The 22,392-nt window shown below is 38.2% G+C and carries 21 protein-coding genes; 19 read left to right on the forward strand and 2 right to left on the reverse strand.

Going from position 1 to position 22,392, the window contains the following annotated elements; translation table 11 throughout:
- The first annotated feature begins 12 nt into the window (after nucleotides 1–12).
- From A3GQ_RS0103170 to A3GQ_RS23235, 6 genes are all read left to right on the forward strand, one after another.
- The gene (locus A3GQ_RS0103170; protein ID WP_028775821.1) at nucleotides 13–615 is read left to right on the forward strand and encodes a helix-turn-helix domain-containing protein; all 603 of its coding nucleotides are present in this window, start codon (nucleotides 13–15) and stop codon (nucleotides 613–615) included.
- Between the two features lie 77 nt (nucleotides 616–692).
- On the forward strand, nucleotides 693–2,363 hold the full coding sequence (locus tag A3GQ_RS25500) for a helix-turn-helix domain-containing protein (protein WP_028775822.1): 1,671 nt from the start codon (nucleotides 693–695) through the stop codon (nucleotides 2,361–2,363).
- A 57-nt stretch (nucleotides 2,364–2,420) separates the two neighbouring features.
- The gene (locus A3GQ_RS0103180) at nucleotides 2,421–3,194 is read left to right on the forward strand and encodes a helix-turn-helix domain-containing protein (RefSeq protein WP_028775823.1); all 774 of its coding nucleotides are present in this window, start codon (nucleotides 2,421–2,423) and stop codon (nucleotides 3,192–3,194) included.
- Between the two features lie 251 nt (nucleotides 3,195–3,445).
- Nucleotides 3,446–4,030, forward strand: a complete 585-nt coding sequence (gene pgsA, locus A3GQ_RS0103185; RefSeq protein WP_028775824.1) for a CDP-diacylglycerol--glycerol-3-phosphate 3-phosphatidyltransferase — start codon at nucleotides 3,446–3,448, stop codon at nucleotides 4,028–4,030.
- An 11-nt stretch (nucleotides 4,031–4,041) separates the two neighbouring features.
- Nucleotides 4,042–5,295 carry a competence/damage-inducible protein A gene (locus tag A3GQ_RS0103190; RefSeq protein ID WP_028775825.1) on the forward strand — a complete coding sequence of 418 codons (1,254 nt, stop codon included), beginning with the start codon at nucleotides 4,042–4,044 and terminating at the stop codon, nucleotides 5,293–5,295.
- Nucleotides 5,292–6,950, forward strand: a complete 1,659-nt coding sequence (locus A3GQ_RS23235) for a DEAD/DEAH box helicase (protein WP_083964073.1) — start codon at nucleotides 5,292–5,294, stop codon at nucleotides 6,948–6,950. Before A3GQ_RS0103190 ends, A3GQ_RS23235 begins: the two co-directional genes overlap by 4 nt.
- 252 nt (nucleotides 6,951–7,202) lie before the next feature.
- Here the strand turns inward: A3GQ_RS23235 and A3GQ_RS0103200 are convergent, their stop codons facing one another.
- Complete coding sequence (locus A3GQ_RS0103200; RefSeq protein ID WP_028775826.1) at nucleotides 7,203–7,517, reverse strand: metal-sulfur cluster assembly factor; 315 nt, start codon at nucleotides 7,515–7,517, stop codon at nucleotides 7,203–7,205.
- A 236-nt stretch (nucleotides 7,518–7,753) separates the two neighbouring features.
- On the opposite strand from A3GQ_RS0103200, the gene recA reads away from it, so the two are divergent.
- The 13 genes from recA (at nucleotide 7,754) to A3GQ_RS0103270 (ending at nucleotide 21,186) form a co-directional block, all read left to right on the forward strand.
- Nucleotides 7,754–8,863, forward strand: a complete 1,110-nt coding sequence (gene recA, locus A3GQ_RS0103205; protein WP_028775827.1) for a recombinase RecA — start codon at nucleotides 7,754–7,756, stop codon at nucleotides 8,861–8,863.
- The gene (locus A3GQ_RS0103210) at nucleotides 8,860–9,495 is read left to right on the forward strand and encodes a RecX family transcriptional regulator (protein ID WP_028775828.1); all 636 of its coding nucleotides are present in this window, start codon (nucleotides 8,860–8,862) and stop codon (nucleotides 9,493–9,495) included. Before recA ends, A3GQ_RS0103210 begins: the two co-directional genes overlap by 4 nt.
- Nucleotides 9,492–10,484 carry a metallophosphoesterase family protein gene (locus A3GQ_RS0103215; RefSeq protein ID WP_028775829.1) on the forward strand — a complete coding sequence of 331 codons (993 nt, stop codon included), beginning with the start codon at nucleotides 9,492–9,494 and terminating at the stop codon, nucleotides 10,482–10,484. The genes A3GQ_RS0103210 and A3GQ_RS0103215 overlap by 4 nt, the downstream gene beginning before the upstream one ends.
- Nucleotides 10,481–11,962: an AAA family ATPase gene (locus A3GQ_RS25505; RefSeq protein WP_051271136.1), complete on the forward strand. Its 1,482-nt coding sequence runs from the start codon at nucleotides 10,481–10,483 to the stop codon at nucleotides 11,960–11,962. The genes A3GQ_RS0103215 and A3GQ_RS25505 overlap by 4 nt, the downstream gene beginning before the upstream one ends.
- Nucleotides 11,937–12,194, forward strand: coding sequence for a hypothetical protein (locus A3GQ_RS0103225; protein ID WP_028775830.1), 258 nt, complete (start codon nucleotides 11,937–11,939; stop codon nucleotides 12,192–12,194). The genes A3GQ_RS25505 and A3GQ_RS0103225 overlap by 26 nt, the downstream gene beginning before the upstream one ends.
- Nucleotides 12,181–12,858: a P-loop NTPase family protein gene (locus A3GQ_RS0103230; RefSeq protein WP_028775831.1), complete on the forward strand. Its 678-nt coding sequence runs from the start codon at nucleotides 12,181–12,183 to the stop codon at nucleotides 12,856–12,858. The genes A3GQ_RS0103225 and A3GQ_RS0103230 overlap by 14 nt, the downstream gene beginning before the upstream one ends.
- Before the next feature lie 433 nt (nucleotides 12,859–13,291).
- Complete coding sequence (gene rny, locus A3GQ_RS0103235) at nucleotides 13,292–14,785, forward strand: ribonuclease Y (protein WP_051271157.1); 1,494 nt, start codon at nucleotides 13,292–13,294, stop codon at nucleotides 14,783–14,785.
- A gap of 86 nt (nucleotides 14,786–14,871) precedes the next feature.
- On the forward strand, nucleotides 14,872–15,669 hold the full coding sequence (locus tag A3GQ_RS0103240; protein ID WP_028775833.1) for a TIGR00282 family metallophosphoesterase: 798 nt from the start codon (nucleotides 14,872–14,874) through the stop codon (nucleotides 15,667–15,669).
- A 113-nt stretch (nucleotides 15,670–15,782) separates the two neighbouring features.
- A complete protein-coding gene (locus A3GQ_RS0103245; protein WP_022737614.1) occupies nucleotides 15,783–16,043 on the forward strand; it encodes a stage V sporulation protein S in 261 nt (86 codons plus the stop codon).
- A gap of 61 nt (nucleotides 16,044–16,104) precedes the next feature.
- Nucleotides 16,105–17,070, forward strand: coding sequence for a dipeptidase (locus tag A3GQ_RS0103250; RefSeq protein WP_083964074.1), 966 nt, complete (start codon nucleotides 16,105–16,107; stop codon nucleotides 17,068–17,070).
- Nucleotides 17,071–17,222: 152 nt separating this feature from the next.
- A complete protein-coding gene (locus tag A3GQ_RS0103255) occupies nucleotides 17,223–18,983 on the forward strand; it encodes a 2-oxoacid:acceptor oxidoreductase subunit alpha (protein WP_028775835.1) in 1,761 nt (586 codons plus the stop codon).
- Nucleotides 18,970–19,836, forward strand: a complete 867-nt coding sequence (locus tag A3GQ_RS0103260; protein WP_028775836.1) for a 2-oxoacid:ferredoxin oxidoreductase subunit beta — start codon at nucleotides 18,970–18,972, stop codon at nucleotides 19,834–19,836. The genes A3GQ_RS0103255 and A3GQ_RS0103260 overlap by 14 nt, the downstream gene beginning before the upstream one ends.
- Nucleotides 19,837–20,100: 264 nt before the next feature.
- Entirely contained in the window at nucleotides 20,101–21,186 is a 1,086-nt protein-coding gene (locus A3GQ_RS0103270; RefSeq protein ID WP_028775837.1) for an RNA-guided endonuclease InsQ/TnpB family protein, read from the forward strand.
- A 163-nt stretch (nucleotides 21,187–21,349) separates the two neighbouring features.
- Here the strand turns inward: A3GQ_RS0103270 and A3GQ_RS23245 are convergent, their stop codons facing one another.
- Nucleotides 21,350–22,240 (reverse strand): GNAT family N-acetyltransferase, encoded by an 891-nt coding sequence (locus tag A3GQ_RS23245; protein WP_051271137.1) that lies wholly within the window; start codon nucleotides 22,238–22,240, stop codon nucleotides 21,350–21,352.
- Nucleotides 22,241–22,392 lie beyond the last annotated feature (152 nt).

Here is a 22,392-nt window from a genome sequence, read left to right on the forward strand (position 1 = left end):
GGAGGATTAAATTTGGAACAGTTGGGATACCATTTGCGGTCATCACGTGAACAGTTAGGTATTTCCATTGAGGAACTGTCAAACGCCACAAGGATAGATTTAGAATATTTAAAGGCAATGGAACAAGGAGATTTTGATTCTTTACCAGGCCCAGTATATATTCGGTCTTATCTGCGTACCTATTCCATCTATGTGAATTTGGACCCAAGAAAAATGATAAAAATGTATCAAATGAAAAAAGAGGCAAGTGGAGAGCAATTATCTCGCACTACAAGGGTTCAAAGAGAGATGGAATTACAGCGTTCAGATGAAAATACATCTCTTTCCAGAAGTAAAAAGCAGGAATTTGGACGGTCTTCGGAAAAGATGGTAACCATGTCACGTGCAGCCGCCAAAAATCAAACCAAAACGAAAAAAACGAAAACAAAAAAGAACAAGAAAAAAGTTTCAGGATTTGCCAAGTTTTATAATGGATTGCTTATTGCCGGTTTTCTGCTATTATTGGTTGGAACGGGGATCGTTCTTTATCTCCGTCTATCTACCACAGAGGTTGCAGAAATATCTGACAAGGTTATTCCTTTGACAGCTTTTGCATCCAATGTTATGCTTGGATAAAATTTATGACAATTTCATGACGGTTGTACTAGAATTGGAATCAATATGGTCGTACAACCAATCAGGAGGTGGCTGGGGTGTCTGTCGAAATCGGTAATTTTCTTCGACAAGCCCGAGAGTCGGTAGGACTGTCCCTCGACGAAGTACAAGAAAAAACGAGAATACAAAAATCGTTTTTAGAAGCAATTGAAAAGGGAGATTTCGATAAATTACCAAGCCCATTTTATGTGAGAACCTATCTTCGATCCTATGCAAATTGTGTTAAAGTGGAACCACACTATATTTTGCGGGAATATCGAAAAAAGGAACAAGCAGAACGCTACCAAACTGGCCAATTTGATGCTTCTCAATTAACAGAGCAGCTAAATAAACTGGGTCAAACAGGTATGCATAAATTTGGGTTAACGGGCGCAATACCGAAAGTATCACCTAATACAAAACCTTCAACTGCCGTCAATCGGACAAGTGCGAAGACTGCTCTAACCATTGCGAAGCCAGTTTCTAATACAGGTAAACTTCCAATGATGCAAAGAAGAGAAGAGATAGAGAAGACCTTGAAACCTCAAGTTCTATCTTCTAATAAGACTAAAAAAGAGCAAAAATTTCCATCTTTGTTGCCTTCACAGGCTTTGACTACACGCGGTGGGAATCCTACAGTGAAGGAAAGTCGTTTCTCGACAGATGAGAATTCTACTGTCCAGTCTAGCAACAAAGATGGGAGTACTTCTACTGAACAAAACACATCACCTCAGCAAAAGCAGACTTCAAGGCTGCAAAAACAAGTTACATCACCACAATCTACTTTAAGCAATTCTGCTCAGTTTGTGCCATCGAGATTAAGTAAGAATCCAGAATCCTCTACTTTATCTCGAACACAAGCTCAAAAAAGACCAACACAGCCGGAACAGGTTGTGAGTCAATATACGAAACTACCAGTAGAAGAACAGAAAACAAATCAAGTTCAAGAAAATAATCCATTATCTCGCTCATCGCGCTTTCGTAATTCAACCACTCTGCCTACCATCACTGACAAGTTTGCAAAGTTGAAAACAGGCTCCGATGAGAAAGTTTCTGTGGAGAATGAAGAAACAGGCGATTTGAACAATAACTTTGGTTCTAGAGAATCACGTGTAGCTTCTAGAACTACAGGCGTGTTTAAGGAAAGTGTTTCTCAAGAAGCTACAGAAGTACCTACTTTGAGAAGAAGTTCTATTCGTAGCAGACCAACTCCAAAAGTAAATGAATTTTTTAGTAGTAGGGTAATCATAGCAAGTATTGTAGCTGTTTTACTTCTTGGAGGAATTGGTTGGTATTTGTTGTCCGATAGTGAAGAAGGAACACCAACTGTTCAAAATAAAAATAACATAACTTCTGAGACAAAATCAGAACAAAAACAGCAACCTGCTGGACCATCTTCCAAAACATCAGAGACTACCAGTCAAGGGAGTTTGGACAAGCAATCTCCAGGTTTATATCATTTAACTGGAACAAATAAAGCCAAAGTAGTTCTTGATCCATCAGGAACATCTTGGGTGCAAATTAAAACAGGTCGAGCTTACACAGCAGATCCAACAAAATATATTAAAGATGTAACCTTAACAAGTAAAGATGCATCTTTGGAATATGATCATACCTTTAAAGATGTTCCAGATCTCTACATTGTTTTAGGTTCTCCAGATAATGTGAAAGTTACTGTGAATGGTATACCTGTTGCATCTACAAAAGTTATACACATTGTGAAAAAATAAGAATAATGGCCCACTTCTGGGCTATTCTTTTTTATATGTAGATAGGGGAGAGACTTATTGAATCAGCTAAAAGAAATACGTGAAACGTCTTTTCTCGATCTGAATGAAATTTCGGATCACCTTTCCATTCCAATTTTATATTTAAATGCCATAGAAGAAGGAAATTTTGCTCATTTACCGCAGGAAAAAGAAATAATAGAAAGCTATATTATTTCTTATTCTGAATTTTTAGAAGTGGATGCGTATCCAATTATACTTGCCTATCGTCAATCTCAAATTTCAGATCCCATGCTTTCGCCTAGACGGAGAAAAAATACATCCGCACATAAAAGAATGGATTGGAAATCTTTTTTTCTTACATATCGCTATTACTTATTAGCATCTATCGTTTGTTTTATTTTAATATTTATTGCATGGTTTGTTATTTCGAGTTCATCATCAGTAGAATCAAATTCACCAAATATCCCGATTCAAAATACGACGGCAACTGTATCTCAGAATAAAGAAAGGCCTGTTTTTTCTCTGCAAAAAACTACAGAAGATTCAGCAGTAGGAGAAACATGGTATATTTCACAGGCAAATGAAATTCGTTTAGAGATTGAATCCTTAGGAAATGTGAATGTGCGGATCTCCGAAGATAATCTCAAAGGAAAAACTGTTGCTAATAAAGAATTAGTAAAGAGCCAATCTTTTGATTTGAATGGCAAGAAGTGGCTTTTTATTCATTTAGATGATCCAAGCAAAACGAATTTGAAAGTAAACGGTGTTGTGATTGATACAATGAGTCAAAAAAAAGAAACTACATATGAATTTAAGGTAGTATCCTATTAAAAATCTGTCATGTCTGTTTTTTGACATCACTCTCTGCTGTAGTTTATACTTACGAAAGGATTTGCTTTCTTCTTTTTTAGATATTCAATTTTAATCGGAAATAGTGGATAATAGTGGTGAAGACTGAGAATGTTCGATAAATAAAACATGTGCGCGATATATCCGTACAATTAAACCAATGGCATCGGGATATCGGCTTATCTTCATCTCCCTTCCCAGCCAAGAGAAGTAGACCAGGGAGGTAGTTGTTGGTGAACTTGGCCAATAAAATAACATTAGTACGTATTTTTCTTGTGCCTGTAGTGATGATTTTTTTGCTGATTCGCTTTGAGTTTGGATCTGTGCGACTTGGTATGGTGACACTTCGGGTTAGTGAGCTGATTGCTACTTTTGTTTTTATTATCGCTGCGGTTACAGATGGACTAGATGGCTACATAGCAAGAAGAAGCAAAACGATTACAAATTTGGGCAAGTTCTTAGACCCACTTGCTGACAAGTTATTAATAACCGCTGCGCTAATCTCACTGGTAGACATGCAGCGGCTCCCGGCGTGGATTGCAATTGTAATTATAAGTCGAGAATTTGCAGTTACAGGTCTTAGATTAATCGCAGTTGCAGAAGGTCATGTCATTGCAGCAAGTACACTTGGTAAAATTAAAACCATTGTACAGATTGTGGCAATTGTATCACTTATGTTGAATAATTTTCCGTTTTCAAACTTTGCTTTCCCCTTTTCCATTATTGTTACATGGTTGGCTGTTATAATCACCATCTTATCAGGACTTGACTATTTTTATAAGAATAGGAAAATCGTATCCTTTACTAAAAATGGATGAGGAGTTGCTTCATGCAAGCGGAAGTGATCACAGTTGGATCTGAACTCATGCTAGGTTTTACACTCAATACTCATTCTCAACTTATTTCACGTGCATGTGTTCCTTTTGGAGTAGAAGTTACTTACCATACTTCGGTAGGAGATCATCCAGATCGTCTAGCTGAAGTAATTCGGACCGCACATAGTAGATCACAATTTGTTTTTTTATGTGGAGGCCTCGGACCTACTCTAGATGATTTAACGAAAGAGACATTGGCAGAAGTATTAGGAGAGACATTAATAGAAGACAAAAAATGGAGATTACGCTTGGAAGCTCATTTTTCCAAACGAAAAACTTCTATTCCCACTAATAATTACAAGCAGGCATTGGTATTTTCCTCTGGAATTGTTTTCCCCAATGAAAAAGGTACTGCTCCAGGTTTATCTGTCACGAAAGATGGTGTGACGTACATTCTTTTACCTGGTCCTCCCAGTGAATTAAAACCAATGTTTGAAACGCAAGTTCTTCCGTTTTTAAACCATGTAATTCAATCAAAAGATGTTATTTATTCGCATCCCATGTCCTTTTTTGGAATTGGTGAGTCTGCACTTGAAGAACAAATAAAGGATTTAATCACTTCTAATGATAAACTTATTTTGGCAACTTATGCGATGGATATTGGCGTTACCCTTCGTATTACAGTTAAGGCGCCGTCAAATGAACTGGCACGGGAATTGATAGAACCAGTTCGACGTGAAATTCTTTCTCGGGTTGGTAAATATTGTTATAGCGAGAAAGGCGATTCGTTAGAAAAAGTTGTTATTCGCTATTTAGGTCTTAACAAAAAGAGTATTTCTACTGCGGAAAGTTGTACTGGTGGGCTAGTCGTACATTTATTAACGACTGTGTCTGGAGCTAGTGAATATGTAAAAGGTGGATTTATCCCATATACAAATGAGATGAAAGAAAATATTGTTGGTGTATCACTTAAAACACTAGACGAATACGGTGCAGTGAGTAAAGAAACGGCTCAACAATTAGCAGAACAAACATTACAGAAATTCCGATCTGATTTTTCCATAAGTGTTACTGGGGTTGCAGGTCCTACTTCATCAGAAGGGAAACCTGTAGGACTTGTTTATATTGGTATTGCCCAAGAAGGTATGTCTACAGACGTTTATGAGTTAGCGTTATCAGGTGATAGAGAACGTATCCAACAATCTGCAGCAAAACATGCATTGTTCTTTCTACTTGAACGACTAAAGAAAGGTGAAACTACGATATGAAACGTTTTGAAGATTTTGATCTAAGTGAAGACATTATGAAGGGGATACAAGATATTGGTTATGAAGAGCCATCTCCTATTCAAGCTGAATGTATCCCAGCTGTTATTCGTGGAGAAGATGTGATTGGTCAAGCGCAAACAGGTACAGGTAAAACTGCAGCATTTGGTATACCTGTACTAGAGAGAATTGATCCAACAGATAACCGTGTTCAAAGTATTATTTTAACTCCTACAAGAGAACTCGCCATCCAAGTTTCCGAAGAGTTACAACGTCTTGGCCGTCCGAAAAAAGTAAAGACCTTGCCTATTTATGGTGGTCAATCCATTGTGAGACAAATTAAAGCATTACAACAAGGAGTACATGTTGTAATTGGTACCCCAGGTAGATTGTTGGATCATTTGCGCCGGGGTACATTAAAAACCGATGGTGTAGAGGTTATTGTTCTAGATGAAGCAGATGAAATGTTAGATATGGGCTTTATTGATGATATTGAGACTGTGTTGCGATTTTTACCAGGTCAACGTCAATTGTTGCTTTTTTCTGCCACAATGCCTCCTGCTATTCGTCAGTTGTCCCATAAATATATGAGAAAACCGAAATATATCACCATTAACCGAGGTGAAGTCACTGTACCTATGATTCAACAGGTTTATTTCCGCGTTTTGGAAAACATGAAAGTGGAAGCTCTTTGTAGAATCTTAGATAGTGAAGAAATTGAGTTAGCCATTGTTTTCTGTCGTACCAAAAAAGGAGTAGATGATTTAACAGAAGCTCTTCAAGTGAGAGGTTATCTAGCAGGTGGTCTACATGGTGATCTCCAACAGCAGCAACGTGACCGTGTGATGGGGCAATTCCGTCAAGGTGAGATTGAATTGCTTGTTGCGACAGACGTAGCTGCAAGAGGGATTGATGTTGGCAGTGTGACACATGTAATCAACTATGATATCCCTCAAGATGTAGAGAGTTATGTTCATCGTATAGGTCGTACTGGTCGTGCTGGACGTACGGGGATTGCACTTACACTTATTACACCACGTGAGATGAAACAACTTCGCTTAATTGAACAAGAAACAGGTGCAAAACTTGTATCTCGCGAGCTACCTACTTTGGAAGAAGTTGCAGCTAAGCAACAGCAAAGTTGGGTATCACAAATCGAAGATGCTATACGATCAGAAGCAGATCTTTCTTTGTTTGAAGATATGATTGAACAGTTATCGGATAAATTTTCTCCAGAAAAAGTGGCAGCTGCTTCTCTTTACCTTACTTTCTTTGAAAGATTTAATAAAGCAAGTGATGCAACCTATAACTTTGGCGAGACGGGAGCTTCTCCTGGAATGGTTCGCTTTTTCATCAATGTTGGTCGCAATAGCAACCTTCGTCCACAAGAACTTGCAAAAGCAATTGCAGATCATGCAGGTATTGGTTTGCGTCAAGTTGGGCGAATCAATATTTATGATCGCTTCTCGTTTGTGGAAGTACAGGAAGAGATTGCACCATTTGTTTACGAAGCTTTACAACAATCTCGTATTAATGGAATGCGTGTAAATATGGAGCCTGCAAGACCAAGAACCAATTCACCAAGGCCTACTCTAAGAGAATCTCGTTCGGATTCTGGGAATAGAAGTCGCAGACCAGAGGTAAATGCAAGAGGATAATCTATATAGTAAATCACCCTAACTAATTTTGTTAGGGTGGTTTGCTTTAATAATTGAAGTGTACAAGGAGAAATTAACTAATTATATAACTAATTTACGCCTATGAAATGATGCTGAATTAGAAAAATAAGAGGGATGTATACTGATGTCTAAAAACGGAGCGCATAGATAAAAGGAATCCAATGGAATACGTAGGACATGGATTCCTTTCGTTTTTTCTATCACAATAGTAATAATTGTTCAGATCGAGAATCAATCTGGAACTCCAAGCGCAATTTTCGCATAGCGGGACATTCGATTTTTGTCCCATGGAGGATTCCACACGATGTCTACTTCAATCTCATTGACCCCATCTACTCTACGGACAGCGTCTTCCACCAATCCATTGATCATTCCTGCTAAAGGACAGCCCATTGCTGTTAAAGTCATCGTGATTTTGACGTTGTTTTCCTCATTTATATCGATATCATAAACCAGACCCAAATTGACGATATCAATATTTAGTTCTGGATCGTTCACTTCTTCGAGTTGTTCCATTATTTTACTTTTCATTTGTTCTTTATCCATTTTACATAACCTCCTATAAGCTTAGGGTACCACATAGGAGCAAGTTCTATCTGTGATTTATTTTATAGAATAAATGTTCGTGAAAAGGCTTGTTATCATCTGAAAAACACGATATGATAGAAGAGAAGAAAGCGATAAAGAAGTTCTTACTGTCTAACTGTTACGGAGACAACCAAAAAATAAGTAAGAATAGTGCAATCATTCTAACTTTGTACTAAGAGGGAGAGTTTATACATATGTCAGATCGCAAGCAAGCCTTGGAAATGGCTCTAAGACAAATCGAAAAGCAATTTGGTAAAGGTTCTATCATGAAGATGGGAGAAGAAACTTCTCATCAAGTGGAGACGATTTCCAGCGGGGCTCTCGCTCTTGATATCGCACTTGGAGTTGGTGGATATCCTCGTGGGCGAATTATTGAAGTATACGGACCAGAGTCATCTGGTAAAACAACGGTTGCTTTACATGCTATTGCTGAAATTCAAAGGAATGGTGGACAAGCTGCATTTATCGATGCAGAGCATGCGCTCGATCCTGTCTATGCGCAAAAATTGGGAGTAGATATTTCTGATTTGTTGTTATCTCAACCAGATACAGGTGAGCAAGCATTAGAAATTTCTGAAGCATTGGTACGTAGTGGAGCAATTGATATTATCGTGATTGACTCTGTAGCGGCATTGGTACCAAAAGCAGAGATTGAAGGGGAGATGGGAGATTCTCATGTAGGTCTCCAAGCACGATTGATGTCTCAAGCGCTTCGAAAACTATCTGGTGCTATCAACAAATCAAAAACGATTGCGATCTTTATCAATCAGATTCGCGAAAAAGTAGGTGTTATGTTCGGTAACCCGGAAGTCACACCAGGTGGTCGTGCACTAAAATTCTACTCCAGTGTACGTTTAGAAGTTCGTCGTGCTGAAGCCATCAAACAAGGTACAGATGTAGTAGGAAATCGAACCAAAATCAAAGTGGTTAAAAACAAAGTAGCTCCTCCTTTTAAAGTAGCAGAAGTAGATATCATGTTTGGGGAAGGTATCTCCAGAGAGGGTAGTGCCCTCGACATCGCTACAGAGTTGGAAATTGTGAACAAAAGCGGTGCTTGGTATTCTTATGATGGTGATCGAATGGGACAAGGTCGTGAAAATGCGAAACAATTCCTTAAGGAAAACTTGGAAACCTTTGCGAAAATTGATAAGCAAATTCGTACACACTATGAATTGCCAATTTCAAAAGTGGACCAAGCAGAAGTGGCAGCAACTTCAGAAACAGATACAGAAAAATCAAAAAAAGGACGCAAAGCAAAGGAGAAAGCGGAGGACGATGCAACCCCGCTATTTGATCTCAAGTGATAATTTCAGCTATTGTTGGGCAAAAACATAAGCGTTACGAAATCCAAGTGGATGGAGAGTCTATACTCTCTGTCCATGAGGATGTTCTAGTAAAGTATGGCCTACATAAAGGAATGGAAGTAGAACCAACAGACTTAACGGAAATTATAGAGGCTCAGGAGCGTCATTATGTAATCCAAGCCTTTTTTCGTTATGTTAGTTACCGCCCTAGGACAGTGAGAGAATCAGAACAACATCTGTCTCAAAAAGGGTTTGATAGTACACTGATACAATCGGTTTTGAAATCTATGAACCAACAAGGTTACCTTGATGATCGTCAATATGCAAGAAACTGGATTAGAGAACGACAAACTGGAAAAAAACTTGGTATAAATCGTTTAAAACAAGAGTTAAAACGTAAGGGAGTACCATCTGAATATATCGATGAAGCTATTGAAGAAGAAAACATCGAAGAAGAGCGCCAGTTGGTGACAGAGGTCGCCGAGAGGCGCTATTCTCGTATTTGCAAAGAAGATTGGCAAACGATAGAGCGGCGCTTAGGTTCCTATCTATTACGTAGAGGTTTTCCTTCCCATTTGGTGAGACAAGCATTGCAACATATTAGAAACAAACGAAATCAGGAGGAATCATGATGCGTTTGCTTTATTTTACCGATACGCATATTCGTGGAACATCTCCACGAGGTCGGATAGATGATTTCTTTGACTCTATGAAACAAAAATTAACAGAAATCATACAGATTGCTGAAGAAAATAAAGTTCACTATGTCTTACATGGTGGAGATGTTTTTGATAGACCCAATCTATCACCATCTGTTGTTCGTGAATTTGCCCAGCTTTTTCGTGAATTTTCCGTTCCGGTCTTTGCTATTGCTGGTAATCATGATATTTATGGGCACAACCCTGCTACCGTAGATCGAACGATGTTAGGTCTATTAGAGGCTTTTGGGATATTAACACTGATAAAGCGGAATGACTGTACGGTGTTAACAGATGGTACGTATCGAGTTCAATTAACTGGTCAACCATTCCATTATGATTTAGACAAACGAAATATCGCAGATGATTATGCCGTTACCAATCAGACAAAAGCAGATTATTGTATACATATGGTACATGGTATGTTGGTGGAAAAAGCTTTGCCAGAAGGAGTGCCCCATACAATGGTTTCCTCTCTTCTCGAAATGGAAAGCGATGCAGATATTTTATTGACAGGACACTATCATGCTGGTTTTCGTATGCAGCATAAAAATAATAAATATATAATTAATCCTGGATCTATCGCAAGACTTTCCAATCAACAAGCAGAGATAAAACGTATACCACAAGTTGTTTTGATAGAATTGGACAAAGAAATTCGAATTCGTTTTCAAAAATTGGCTAGTGCTTCACGAGGAGAAGATATTTTTGATCGTTCTTTTCAAGAGGAAGCACAATATCGGCAAGAAAAATGGGCGCAGTTTGCCCAAGAAGTCAGCGCAGCAGGAATATATCAAGGGATTCAAGTAGAAGAAATCATAGAAGAAATTGCCAAAATAGATGTCTTAGACTCAGCAGTTAAAAGGGAAGCTCTAAAGCGTATTGGAGAGGTGCAAGAGATGGAAGGAGAAAAAGAATCATGATACATTTTCAAAAATTAATCATTAAAAACTTCCAATCTCATGTATATACAGAGTTTCATTTTCATCCTGGATTAAATGTATTTGTAGGTCCATCCGACAGTGGAAAAAGCGCTATTTTAAGAGCATTACAATGGGTTTTATTTAACGCTCCTCGTGGAACGGAATATATTCGCGTTGGCGCAAATCTTTGTGAAGTGGAACTCCATCTTAATGATGGTACTATCATTCGACGAATTCGAAACCATCATTCGATTAACCGATATCAATTAGAAAAATTAGGGGAAGAGCCTCAAGTTTTTGAAGGATTTGGGTCTGAAGTTCCTTTAGAAATTGCTAATGCACATCAGTTTAAACCGTTACAATTGGAACAAAAAGATATTTATTTACAAGTTGGTCATCAATTAGAAGGTCCATTTTTACTCTCTGAATCTAGTGGAATGAAAGCGAAAACAATTGGTTTAGTAAGTGGTGCTCATTTAATTGATAGAGCATTAAAAAAGTTAAACAGTGATCGATTGCAGTTGGCCTCCAAAAATAAATATCTTCAACAACAGTTGGAGAATGTTGAAGAAAAGTTAGTGCCTTTTGAAGATTTAGAGGATCTTGAAAAGGAGCTTTTACAAGCTGAACATAGAGCAATGGAGATAAAAGAAAAACAATCTTTCCTTATCCAGTTAAAACAACTTGAGCACAAGTATATGCAAAATGTCCAAGAGCAACAAACACAAAAATCTATCTTAGATCGCTTCCCGAATATCCAAGAGGCAGAGCATAATTCGATTGCATTGGAAAATAAATTATTATATCTTCGTCAATATCGGCAAATTTTCGTGCGTTATCAAATTCATAAAGAAGAGAAAAACATTCAAAAATCGATTTACGACAAAACGGAAATGGTATCAAAAGCAAAACAGATTCAACGCGAACTTGAATCTAAATTAAAGCAGATTGATTTGTACAAAAAATTGCAAGTACAGTATCAAAAGATTCAAGAGGGACAAGATGTTTTACAAAAGATTTTAAACAAGACCAAAAATGTGGAAATTGGTCTACATAAAGTGGATCATGTTGAAAATCAAAGAAATCAGTTGCTTTCCTTGCTTAAAATACAGAAATCATGGTTCTATATTGAACAAAACAAGGAAAAGATCGACCAATTTTTAAAAGAAAACCAAAATTTCCTTTCACATATGATGCAACGATTGCCTGATGTAGAATCAAATCTACTAGCTCTTACAAATCTAAAAACATATTTGATAGATTTGACGGACAAACAAGAACGAATTGCCAAAGGGTATCAATGGTTAGATGAAATAGACAAAAATGTGCGTGAATTAGTAATGCAGTATGGCGATTTGCTAACTGAACAGGGAGAGTGTCCTATTTGTGGTTCAGAAATAAACGATCAGTTGATTCAACACTTATTGCATGAGTTAGAGGGAGGAAATAAATATGCAGCAGCTGGAAGAGAAGATTAAACAAATCAAAACAAAAATTGAAGAGGCAAAAGATTTACGACGGAGAGCCGAATTAAAATTGGAAAATCTGGAAAAACAGGAAAGAGATATATTAATGGAGTTGGAGCAGTTAGGTGTAAAACCGGAGCAGTTGCAAGATGAGATAAGCAGGTTGGAACAGGAAGTGAAAGACGGTTTAGCAGAAGTAGAGCAACTCCTTCCAGAAGGGTTACTTGCAGATGGAAACAATTGAGCAGTTTGAACGAATAGATAGCAAGTTGAAAAAAGCACGTGAAGAATGGATTCGTCGAAAAACGACCAAAGATTTACTACTCAAAGAGCAACAAGAATTGCAATTACAGAAAGAAAAACTGCACGAGCAGCAAGAACTGTTTGATAAGGTACGTCTGTTATTTCAGCGATCTGGAGAGTACGCTCGCAAGCAGGCAAAAGTTCAACTGGAAACATTGGTTACCAATGCACTTCAATATGTTTTTGGCTCTTCTTTTCGATTTGAAATAGATCTTTCACCAGCAGACAAAAATCCAACTGCTGAATTTTATGTTGTTACAGAATGGAATGGAGAAACGATCCGAACTAAACCGCAGGATGCAAGAGGTGGTGGTGTGGTTGATATTATTTCGCTCGCGCTTCGCATTGCTTTTTTGGAGACGGTGAGACCTCGTTTAGATGGTCCTATTTTGTTAGATGAACCAGGAAAACATGTCAGTGAAGACTATATATTACCTATGACTCAATTCTTGCAATCTGTATATGAAACATTTGATCGACAAATTTTGTTTGTTACCCATAATACTCATTTGACTGAATCTGCTGATCAAGCATTTTTTGTTCGGCTAAATGACGGGAAATCTGAAGTCCATCTAAGTCGTCGCCTTGACAATGGGATTTCATAACGAATACAATTGAGCTGTATCTTTTTATTTTTATCATCCATTTAAGATACATCTGACTGGTTGCATTCTTGTAACGAATCAACAAGGTAAACAGGCAGACCGATAAAGTCGGTCTTGTTTTTAAACCCACTTGTGTCTATGAAGTAACTTGTAATGGTCTGTTACAAGATTGGTAATTAAACTTCAAAGTTAGGAAAAACATAACTATCATTGCTTTTTGCAGGAAATAGTAGGTCAATTCCTACCAATGTACTTGTAAGTACATGTCCCTTACTAAAGAAAAGAGTCTTTCTAAATATAATTTGGGAATTCCTCGGTTCTTATAGTAAGTAACCCCATCAGTGATGGTGGCGGTTGATATAAAAGAATAAGGGAGGTGAACACTACAGTGCTAGACACAGGACATATCCTGCTGCTGTTCGCCTCGCTAATCATGGGATTTGCTGGATATTGGCTGCGGAAAAGTATAGCTGAATCTCGTATTGGTAGTGCTGAAAAACAAGCTGAGTTAATTCTGGAAAAAGCGAAACAGGATTCTGAGGCAATGAAGAAGGAAAAAATCTTAGAATCACGGGATGAAGTATATCAGTTACGGAGCGAAGCAGAACAGGAAATACGTGAACAGCGAAACGAACTCTCTCGGATGGAACGAAGGATTGTTCAAAAAGAAGAGACATTCGATGTGAGACAACAAAATCTAGAGAAACGCGAAAGCGAGTTAAATGAACGTGAAAATACTATCTCCATTCGCCTTCAAGAAATAGAGGAGTTAAAAGTAGCTCAAGTTAAAGAAATGGAAAGGATTTCTGGCCTAGCAACCGAAGAAGCTCGTCAAATCATTATGAAGCGGGTAGAAGACGAGATGAGACATGAGACTGCACAATTGATCAAAGAAATGGAGCAACAAGCAATTGAAGAAGGTGATAAAAAAGCAAGAAATATTTTATCCCTTGCCATTCAACGCTGTGCTGCTGATCATGTAGCAGAAACGACTGTTTCGGTGGTTACCTTACCAAATGATGAAATGAAAGGTCGCATCATTGGTCGAGAAGGTCGTAATATCCGAACACTTGAGACGCTTACTGGAATTGATTTGATTATTGATGATACGCCAGAAGCAGTAATCTTATCTGGATTTGACCCAATTCGTCGCGAAGTAGCTCGAGTAGCACTGGAAAAATTAGTCGCTGATGGTCGAATACACCCAGCGAGAATCGAAGAAATGGTAGAGAAAGCTCGTCGTGATGTAGATGAGAGAATTCGCGAATATGGTGAACAAGCAACATTTGAAACTGGGGTTCATGGTCTGCATCCTGATCTGATCAAGATTGTGGGTCGCTTGAAATTCCGTACTAGTTATGGACAAAATGTACTAAAACATTCCATGGAAGTTTCCTATTTAAGTGGACTATTAGCTGCAGAATTAGGCGAAGATATTCATCTTGCCAAACGGGCTGGATTGCTACATGACGTAGGAAAAGCTATTGACCATGAAATTGAAGGTTCTCATGTAGAAATTGGTGTAGAGTTAGCGAAAAAATTTCATGAGCATCCGGTTGTGATAAATAGCATTGCCTCACACCATGGTGATGTAGAAGCAGAAAGTGTTATTGCAGTTTTAGTCAGAGCTGCGGATGCTTTATCTGCTGCCAGACCTGGAGCAAGAAGAGAAACGCTGGAAGCATATATCCGTCGTTTGGAAAAATTGGAAGCAATCTGTGAATCTTTTGATGGTGTAGAAAAATCATACGCCATTCAAGCAGGTCGAGAATGTCGAATCATTGTTCGTCCTGAAGAAGTAGATGATGCAGAAGCGACTAGACTTGCTAGAGAGATTACAAAGCAAATAGAAAATCAACTAGATTATCCAGGACATATCAAAGTAACGGTTATTCGAGAAACTCGCTCTGTGGAGTATGCAAAATAAAGTGGCCTATGGCCACTTTATTTTTTTAAGGAGATAAGCAAGATTGGAAAATAGATTATATCAATAGAAAGAAGGAACTTAAATTCATGAGATTATTAATGATAGGAGATATTGTAGGGCTTACAGGTCAACAAACGCTCCGTACCTATCTTTCTCAACTAAAGCAGACCTATCAACCAGACGTAGTAGTTGTAAATGGTGAGAACGCTGCGCTAAGCGGAAGAGGGATAACGAAAGAAATTTATCGGGATTTTCGTGGATGGGGAGTAGACTGTGTAACAATGGGCAATCACACTTGGGGACAATCGGAAATTTTTGATTTTATTGATGATGAAGAGCGAATCATACGGCCTGCCAATTATCCAGAAGGTACACCAGGTAAAGGTTATACCACTATTTCTACTTCTAAAGGAAAAGTAGTTATCATAAATGTAATAGGTAGAACTTATGCTGCAAATTCTTTTGATTGTCCGTTTCGTACAGTAGATAATATTTTAAAACGGATAGCTGGGAATGCGCATATTTTGGTAGATATTCACGCAGAGACTACTTCTGAGAAACAAGCACTTGCATGGTATTTAGATGGTCGGGTCTCAGCAGTGATTGGTACGCATACACATGTACAGACAGCAGATGAAAGAATCTTACCTAAAGGGACCGGTTATCTCACAGATATTGGCATGACTGGTCCATACAATGGTGTTATTGGAATGGAGGTTGAAGCAGTTATAAGAAGATTTATTACACAACTCCCAGTTCGATTTGAAGTTTCCAAAGAAGGTTTTATGCTGCAAGGAGTTTTATTTGATTTTGAACCAACCACGAAACGAACTACGAAGATAAAACGAATTCGTATTGATAATGACAATCCTTGGTTAAATTGAAATAATTTTATTCGGATTATTTCGGTTCTGTCTACTTTTTTAAGAAGGAATTTTTACACTTTAGTCGAATATGATAGGAGTGGACTTACTCCAACCATCGAGGAGGTACATTCATGGAAGTATTAAAAGTTTCAGCAAAATCGAATCCCAATTCCGTCGCAGGTGCACTTGCTGGTGTTTTGCGTGAGAGAGGTCAAGCCGAAATGCAAGCTATCGGCGCAGGTGCACTAAACCAAGCTGTTAAAGCGGTTGCAATCGCACGAGGATTTGTTGCTCCAAGTGGAATTGATCTCATCTGCATCCCTGCCTTTACCGACATAGTCATCGATGGTGAAGAACGCACGGCGATTAAATTAATTGTGGAACCTCGATAGAACGTCTAAACCTGTTATGTAAAATAACAGGTTTTTTCTTTATTTATGGGGGGTGTATTTCTTGTACTGGATAGATAATCATTGTGATGTTCTCTATCAAATGTGGAAACGAGGAAGGGATGATAATTTTTCTGAAAGTAAACGAAAGCAAAAGAATTTATTCCTAATGGATGATTCTCCTTTTGATGCTTCCTATGCTGCATTAAAACATAGTAATGCATTACTTCAAAATTTTGCTATCTTTGTTCCTGACCATATCCCCCAAACTGGAAAATTAGGAGTTACTCTCAAACAAATAGATTTGTTTTACCAAAATATTGAACCCTATGTCTGTTTATTTCAAAATAGGAATAACAATGAATTAGGAACAGAGAAAATTTACTCTGTTCTTTCTTTAGAAGGTGCAGACGCACTGGGCAATGATTTGTCCATACTTCGCTTACTCTATCGGCTGGGAGTTAGGCAAGTTGGTTTAACATGGAATTATGCGAATGCCCTTGCAGATGGGTGTAAAGAGAAACGTAATGGCGGTTTAACTAACTTTGGTAGAGAATGTGTGAAAGAAATGGTTCGTCTGGGGATGATTGTTGATGTGTCTCATTTATCAGAGCGAGGATTTTGGGATGTTGTTTCCATTCCTAATATTCTCGTAATGGCTTCTCATTCTAATTGCTTAAAGTATTGTAATCATCCTAGGAATTTAACAGATGATCAAATCCGAGCCATTATTTCGTTAGATGGTTTGATTGGAATCACCTATGTTCCGCAATTTGTTGTTAAATCCTACCAAAGTGCTACTCCAAATCACCTCCTTCCGCATATTGAGCATATCCAATATTTAGGTGGTGAAAATCATATCGCCTTTGGGTCCGATTTTGATGGAATGGTAAATAAGTTAACTGGCTTGAGTAGTGCAATGGATATACCAGCTTTTTATAAAACTTTAATGAGTTACTTTCCTAGCAATTTGGTAAACAAGTGGAGTTACTTGAATGCATACTATTTTTATAAAAATTCAATAAGATAAGATTGCTTATTGCATTTTCTATCGCACAGGAATAGAATGAGAAAAGGCAATAGATAGTACTTTATAATAAAAAGATGAATATTTTTTTGATGCACATCTGGGGGACCCCTCCAGATGATTGTTTGGCGTGAAGTATTAAAGGAGATGAGTTCATGATTAACCAGCTTTCCTGGAAAGTAGGCGGACAGCAGGGAGAGGGGATTGATAGCGCTGGAGAAACTTTAGCTACAGTGCTCAATCGCCAAGGCTACTTTCTTTTTGGGTATCGTCATTTTTCTTCCCGTATTAAAGGCGGCCACTCCAATACGAAAATTCGTATCAGCACAGAATCAACCAGTTCTATTTCAGATGACCTAGATATTCTTGTTGCATTTGATCAAGAGACAATTGATCTAAACGCTTATGAACTAATTGACGGTGGTGTTATTTTAGCTGACGCAAAATTTAATCCTACTGTTCCAGAAGGCATCAAGGCACATTTGATTGCAGTGCCATTAACAAAGATAGCTGAAGAAGTTGGTATGGCTCAAATGAAAAATATGGTAGCTGTTGGTGCATCTGTAGCGCTACTAGGGATTTCGGTTGAATCATTCCGTGAAGTGTTGACTGATCGATTTGCGAAAAAAGGGCAACAAGTGATTGACAAAAACATGGACGCAATCACAAGAGGTATTGAATTTGTTAAAACAGAAATCTCCAATCTTTCTGTCAAAGATTTCACATTAGCACCATCTGATGGAAAGAAACGTTTATATATGATTGGGAACGATGCTATCGCTTTTGGCGCAGTTGCAGGTGGAGCCCGCCTCATGGCAGCTTATCCGATCACACCATCATCTGAAATCATGGAGTACTTGATTCGTCGTTTGCCTGAATTCGGTGGAACAGTAGTTCAGACAGAAGATGAAATTGCAGCCATTACCATGACCATCGGAGCAAACTATGGTGGAGTGCGTACACTAACGGCTTCTGCAGGGCCAGGACTTTCCTTGATGACTGAAGCTATTGGGCTTGCTGGTATGACAGAGCAACCTTGTGTAATTGTGGATACTCAACGTGGTGGTCCAAGTACAGGCTTGCCAACCAAACAAGAACAAAGTGATATTCTTGCTATGCTCTATAGCACACATGGCGAGATTCCAAAGATTGTCATTGCTCCAAGTTCTGTCGAAGAGTGTTTCTATGATACCATTGAAGCATTTAACCTTGCAGAAGAGTACCAATGTCCTGTTATTATTGTGACAGACTTAGCGTTGTCTCTTGGTAAACAGACAGTAGAACCACTTGATTACAATAAAATTGAAATTCGCCGTGGTAAGTTAGTTACGGACGAAGAAGAATTACCAGAGTTAGAAAACTCAGAGTTATTCCCTCGTTATGGATTCAGCGAAGATGGAATTTCACGTCGTGTTCTACCAGGAAAAAAACATGGACTTCATCATGTTACTGGAGTAGAGCACAATGAAACGGGGCGTCCATTTGAAGGTGCTGTCAATCGTAAGCGTATGATGGATAAACGTCTAGCGAAGTTGAATAATCTTGCTTTCCCAAATCCAATCCATGCAGATACTCGTCATGAAGACGCAGATATTTTAATTGTTGGGGTTAACTCAACATATGGAACAATACAAGAGGCAATGGGTCGATTAGAAGCAGATGGTTTGAAGGTAAATCATGCACATGTTCGCCAATTGATGCCTTTTCCAACAGAGCAATTAAAAGAACAAATGGAGAAAGCCAAAAAAGTAATTGTTGTAGAAAACAATGCAACTGGACAACTGACCTCACTCATTAAAATGAATGTAGGGATGGCTGAAAAATTGGTTCATGTAGGCAAATACGATGGAAACCCATTCTTGCCTATGGAAATTTATAACGAGTGTAAGGAGCTGTTGGTTCATGGCAACGTTTAAAGAATTCCGCAACAAAGTGAAACCTAACTGGTGTCCTGGTTGTGGTGACTTTACGGTTTTGGCCTCTATGCAACGTGCATTTGCAAACTTGGGTAAAGAACCAGAAGAAGTTGCTATTGTATCCGGTATTGGTTGTTCAGGTCGTATTGCAGGATATGTTAATTCCTATGGTTTTCATGGTGTCCATGGTCGTTCTCTTCCTATTGCCCAAGGATTAAAACTCGCAAATCGTGATCTAACGGTTGTGGCATCTGGTGGAGATGGTGACGGATTTGCAATCGGTATGGGTCATACTGTTCATTCCATCCGTCGTAATGTTGATATTACTTACATTGTAATGGATAATCAAATTTATGGATTAACCAAAGGTCAAACTTCTCCACGTTCGGAAATGGGTTTTAAAACAAAAAGTACACCAAATGGTTCTATTGAGGCTGCGATTTCGCCAATGGAAATGGCTCTTACTGTAGGTGCTGGTTTTGTTGCTCAGACTGTTTCTAGTGATTTGAAAGGTATGACTGCTGTTATCGAAGCAGGCATCAAACACAAAGGATTTTCTTTGATCAATGTTTATAGTCCATGTGTGACTTATAACAAAATCAACACATATGATTGGTTTAAACAAAACCTTACGAGCCTAGATGATATTGAAGGTTATGATCCATCTAATCGCGGTAAAGCGATGCAAACATTAATGGAACATAATGGTCTTGTTACTGGTATTATCTATCAAAATACCGAAAGACCTTCTTACGAAGACTTAATCAAAGGTTACAAAGAAGAAGCACTTGTCAAACAAGATATCAACTTAACTGAAGAGCAATTTGACCGTTTGATTGGTGAATTTGCATAAATTTTTTTGAGAGCTGGTATTATACCAGTTCTCTTTTTTATTTGTCGCATAAGGATGCTTTATACAGGTCATAGTAGAAAGATGATATCCTTAGTTGAATAAGAGGTGTTTTCGACGATGCAGTTCGATGGAGAAATGGAGATTACTAGGGCAACTCATTTTTATCAGCAAACCATTATTAACAGAATAATAATAAAATACCATATTATTTGTATAGAGAGAATGTTTGTGCTAGAATGAGGAACAAAAAGAAAGGTGAAACATATGTTCCGGACCTATCAATTCCGTCTCTATCCTACAAAAAAGCAACAAGAGAAAATCCACTTCACGTTAGAAAGATGTCGTTTGCTTTATAATCGTCTACTACAGGAACGAATCTGCGCTTACCAAGGTGAACAAAAAAACCTTACCTATTACGAACAGAAAAAAACCTTACCAGACCGAAAAAAAGCTATCCCAGAGTTAAAACAAGTTTATTCCCAAGTGTTACAACAGGTAGTCGAGAAATTGGATAAAACCTATCGTGCTTTCTTCCAAAGGGTACAGAACAAGCAAAAAGGAGGATTTCCTCGATACAAAGGAGAGAATCGGTATCGAAGTTTTACCTATCCACAAAGTGGATATACTTTGGAGGGGAAATGCCTACAGTTATCCAAAATTGGTTCGATTCGTATCCGGATGCATCGCGGGATAAAGGGAGTTATCAAAATCTGTACCATTATGCAAAAAAATGGGAAATACTATACTTGTTTTTCTTGTCAAGTGAAGCCAGCATCTCAACCCAAAACAGGAAAACAGGTGGGGATCGATCTGGGTGTAAAACACCTTGCTGTTACCTCAGATGAACAGTTTTTTTCAGCACCGAAACATCTAAGAAAATCGGAATCCCATATCAAACGACTACAACGATCTATTTTCAAAAAGAAAAAGGGCTCCAAACGAAGAAAGAAAGTAGTGAAGGTTCTAGCTCGAACCCATGAGAAAATAGCAAATAGACGGAAGGATTATGCTCATAAATTAAGCTGTTTGCTTGTCCAAGCATATGATTTCATCGCTTTTGAAGACCTTTCCATTTCAAATATGGTAAAAAACCATCAGATTGCCAAAAATATCGTTGATGCCGGATGGGGACAACTCGTACAATACACGACTTACAAGGCTGAGAGTGCTGGTAAGCGGGTGGTACTTGTAGATCCCTATCAAACCAGTCAACGCTGCTCTTGCTGTGGAGAGATCGTGAAAAAAACACTTGCTGAAAGGGTGCATCGATGTATTTGTGGATATGAACAAGACCGAGATATCAATGCCGCTATCAATATCTTGCACCTAGCTCAACAAGTAGCATCCTAAACGAAATGGGTTAGGAACTAGCCTTCGTGGAGGGAGCGGCATGAGTCGACCTGATGAAACGAGAAGCTCTCCAAGTCACTGGAGAGAGGTTCACCGAGCGAAGAAGCTTCTTTTATTACTGGTACAACGTTGTTAATAGATGGTGTCTATATTGCTCAATAATTTATGGTTGGGTTAAGTATTGTTGCATCCAGACTTGACCCATTTTGCGTTCAAACCCTATAGCAAGGAGAGCTTCTTTCAAATGGTTATCCATTAGCAAGTTAGAAGTAGAATAGGAAAAGTTAGTCGGTGCTGGATTTGTTTTAGGGAATACATGAGAAAGTAGTGAAAGGTAAAGTGATTTTTTATGTTGGACACTAGATGCTAGTTTACAGTGGTGTAGTGTACTTTGAACAAAGTCTTCATTTAGATTATATACCTTCTGAAAAGATGCATATCCTATGGGTTGATCATATTCATTCCATAAGATAACGGCTTCTCTATTTGTTTTGTTTGTTATTTGTGTCTGCCAAGGAATCAAAGGTTCGTAAAAAGGTATTTTTCGTATTTCTTGGCTGTTTGTCATGCTTAATTTATATGAACTAGGTAGAAGGTTATTATCAATCGAAGATGGATTAGAAAGAGAATGGTAGTGTAAGGTTTTTGTTTCTTGATATCCCATTTTTTTATAAAGTCGAATGGCTGATTCGTTTTGCTCCAAGGCTTCTAATGTTGCAAGTTCAACATGATTTTCCTTATAAATCTGGATTGAATGGTGGATCATAGCTTGTCCAATTCCACTACCACGGTAAGCCTTTGTTACACCAGTGCCTCCATTCCATGCTATTTTCTTTCCATTGATCTCCCGTACTGCATTTAAGACGATACCAGCTGGTTTTCCATCAAGAAGAGCGATAAAAGAGAGGGTAGGAGAAATATCTCCTTGAAATAGATGGGAAATAAGAGTTGCTTCATCAAATTTGATCGGAACAAAATAGCCATCAAAACCTTCATTCCATACTTGTATGGTTTCGTGTAGTGTACATTCAGAAAGAGTGCGAAATGTTAGCATGATTAACCTCCGATTGATTTTTGTTTGAGAGGATCAACTATTTTGATAGAGTACAAAAGGACTCAGCATACTCCAGTGAAGTCTATGACTCAAGGCAAATAAAATAATAGCATATTGTATAAAATAAGAAAAATACGATTTCCAAACCAATG

The organism is Shimazuella kribbensis DSM 45090 (genome assembly GCF_000428065.1).
Lineage (GTDB): Bacteria > Bacillota > Bacilli > Thermoactinomycetales > Thermoactinomycetaceae > Shimazuella > Shimazuella kribbensis.

What these genes read in the sequence shown, in the direction of transcription:
- A3GQ_RS0103225 (WP_028775830.1), top strand. Translation starts at nt 11,937, where the DNA reads ATGCAGCAGCTGGAAGAGAAGATTAAACAAATCAAAACAAAAATTGAA.
- A3GQ_RS0103270 (WP_028775837.1), top strand. Translation starts at nt 20,101, where the DNA reads ATGTTCCGGACCTATCAATTCCGTCTCTATCCTACAAAAAAGCAACAA.
- A3GQ_RS0103215 (WP_028775829.1), top strand. Translation starts at nt 9,492, where the DNA reads ATGATGCGTTTGCTTTATTTTACCGATACGCATATTCGTGGAACATCT.
- A3GQ_RS0103255 (WP_028775835.1), top strand. Translation starts at nt 17,223, where the DNA reads ATGATTAACCAGCTTTCCTGGAAAGTAGGCGGACAGCAGGGAGAGGGG.
- A3GQ_RS0103240 (WP_028775833.1), top strand. Translation starts at nt 14,872, where the DNA reads ATGAGATTATTAATGATAGGAGATATTGTAGGGCTTACAGGTCAACAA.
- A3GQ_RS23235 (WP_083964073.1), top strand. Translation starts at nt 5,292, where the DNA reads ATGAAACGTTTTGAAGATTTTGATCTAAGTGAAGACATTATGAAGGGG.
- A3GQ_RS0103230 (WP_028775831.1), top strand. Translation starts at nt 12,181, where the DNA reads ATGGAAACAATTGAGCAGTTTGAACGAATAGATAGCAAGTTGAAAAAA.
- A3GQ_RS0103200 (WP_028775826.1), bottom strand. Translation starts at nt 7,517, where the DNA reads ATGGATAAAGAACAAATGAAAAGTAAAATAATGGAACAACTCGAAGAA.
- recA (WP_028775827.1), top strand. Translation starts at nt 7,754, where the DNA reads ATGTCAGATCGCAAGCAAGCCTTGGAAATGGCTCTAAGACAAATCGAA.
- A3GQ_RS0103190 (WP_028775825.1), top strand. Translation starts at nt 4,042, where the DNA reads ATGCAAGCGGAAGTGATCACAGTTGGATCTGAACTCATGCTAGGTTTT.
- rny (WP_051271157.1), top strand. Translation starts at nt 13,292, where the DNA reads ATGGGATTTGCTGGATATTGGCTGCGGAAAAGTATAGCTGAATCTCGT.
- A3GQ_RS25505 (WP_051271136.1), top strand. Translation starts at nt 10,481, where the DNA reads ATGATACATTTTCAAAAATTAATCATTAAAAACTTCCAATCTCATGTA.
- A3GQ_RS23245 (WP_051271137.1), bottom strand. Translation starts at nt 22,240, where the DNA reads ATGCTAACATTTCGCACTCTTTCTGAATGTACACTACACGAAACCATA.
- A3GQ_RS0103245 (WP_022737614.1), top strand. Translation starts at nt 15,783, where the DNA reads ATGGAAGTATTAAAAGTTTCAGCAAAATCGAATCCCAATTCCGTCGCA.
- A3GQ_RS0103260 (WP_028775836.1), top strand. Translation starts at nt 18,970, where the DNA reads ATGGCAACGTTTAAAGAATTCCGCAACAAAGTGAAACCTAACTGGTGT.